Here is a 1,774-nt window from a genome sequence, read left to right on the forward strand (position 1 = left end):
CGGACGCTGTTGGTTAATCCGGGGCCTGCGTGACGACGGCCTGTATGACCCGTTGGGGTTGTGCAGGCCGTCGTCGTGCTTCAGGGGTGGGTTCGTGTCGTTGCATGGGGTGGAGTTGGCGGAGATTCCGGAGGAGACCGCGCGGGTGGCTCGCGCGGTATTCCCGAAGGGCTGTCTGGCGATGCGGGTGCGGGACACGCTGGGTCCGGTCTTCGCCGATGCCGATTTCGCGGGGCTTTTTCCGGTGCGGGGACGGCCGGTGGTGTCGCCGGCCCGGCTGGCGCTGGTGTCGGTGTTGCAGTTCACGGAGGGGCTGACCGACCGGCAGGCCGCGCACGCGGTCCGATCGCGTCTGGACTGGAAGTACGCCCTGTCGCTTGAGCTGACCGATACCGGCTTCGACTTCTCCGTGCTCAGCGAGTTCCGTGCCCGGCTGGCCGCGGACGATGCGGGCAGGGGCGTGTTCGACGCGGTGCTGGCCGCCGCCGGGCAAGCCGGGCTGGTCAAGTCGGGCAAGCGGCAGCGCACGGACGCCACCCATGTACTGGCCGCGACGAGGGACCTGAACCGGCTGGAGTTCGTGGTCGAGACACTGCGCACGGCACTGAACCAGCTCGCCGAAGCAGCCGGCGACTGGCTGGCGGGGGTGGCGGCGCCCGAGTGGTTCGACCGTTACTCCGCCCGGCCGGAGGACACCCGTTTCCCGTCCCGGTGGGCCGCGCGGGTCGAGCACGGCGATCAGTGCGGGGCCGACGGCATGGTGCTGCTTCAGGCCGTCTGGTCGGCGTCGGCACCGCCCGGCCTTCGGTATCTGCCCGCGGTGGAGCTCCTGCGCCGGACGTGGGTGCAGCAGTTCCACCACGCCGACGGCGTGGTGCGCTGGCGCGAGACAAAGGACCTTCCACCCGGTCTGATCCGCTTACGCACCCCGCACGAGATCGAGGCGCGGACCGGTGCGAAGCGGGATCTGGGCTGGTCCGGCTACAAGGTCCACCTCAGCGAGACCTGTGAGCCTGACGCCCCGCATCTGATCACGCACGTCCACACCACCGCGGCACCGGTCACCGACATGGCCGTCCTGGAAGACATCCACACCGCTCTGGCCGAGCGTGGCCTCCTGCCGGACGAGCACCTGGTCGACGCCGGCTACGTCGATGCTGAACAGATCCACCATGCCCAGCGCGATCATCGAGTCAGTCTCATGGGCCCGCTCGCGCGGGACACCAACAGGCAAAAGGCCCAGGCGGCGGGCTTCGACAACACCCGCTTCACCGTGGACTGGGAGAACAGACAGGTCGTATGTCCCGAGGGCCGCACCACCACGAGCTGGCGGGAGACGACCAGCCACCGAGGGACGCCGGTGGTTCGGGCGACGTTCGCGAGACGTGACTGCAGCCCCTGTCCGGCCCGCCAGGAATGCACGAGTTCACCAAAGGGTCGCTACATCACCCTGCGGCCCCGGCCCGAACACGAAATCCTGCAGCAGATCCGGCCTGAGCAGGACAGTGATCAGTGGCGCAAGCGCTACGGACACCGCGCCGGCGTCGAGGGCACCATCTCCCAGGCCGTCCAGGCTTTCGGCCTGCGCAGATCCCGCTACCGCGGTCTCGCCAAGACCCGCCTGCAACACCACCTCACCGGCGCCGCCATCAACCTCACCCGCATCGACGCCTGGCTCACCGGCAGACCCCTCGCCCGCACCCGGACCTCACCCTTTGCAGCACTCCGCCCCGCTGGATGAAGCCCAGCGGGGCGGAATTAACCAACAGCGTCC

The 1,774-nt window shown here is 69.2% G+C and carries 1 protein-coding gene; it reads left to right on the top strand.

Annotation, left to right across the window (positions count from 1 at the left end; all coding sequences use genetic code 11):
• The first annotated feature begins 94 nt into the window (after nucleotides 1-94).
• Entirely contained in the window at nucleotides 95-1,741 is a 1,647-nt protein-coding gene (locus tag E2B92_RS32460) for an IS1182 family transposase (RefSeq protein ID WP_126889603.1), read from the top strand.
• Nucleotides 1,742-1,774: the final 33 nt, after the last annotated feature.

The organism is Streptomyces sp. WAC05374, from assembly GCF_004353505.1.
In the GTDB taxonomy this organism is placed as follows: Bacteria; Actinomycetota; Actinomycetes; order Streptomycetales; family Streptomycetaceae; genus Streptomyces.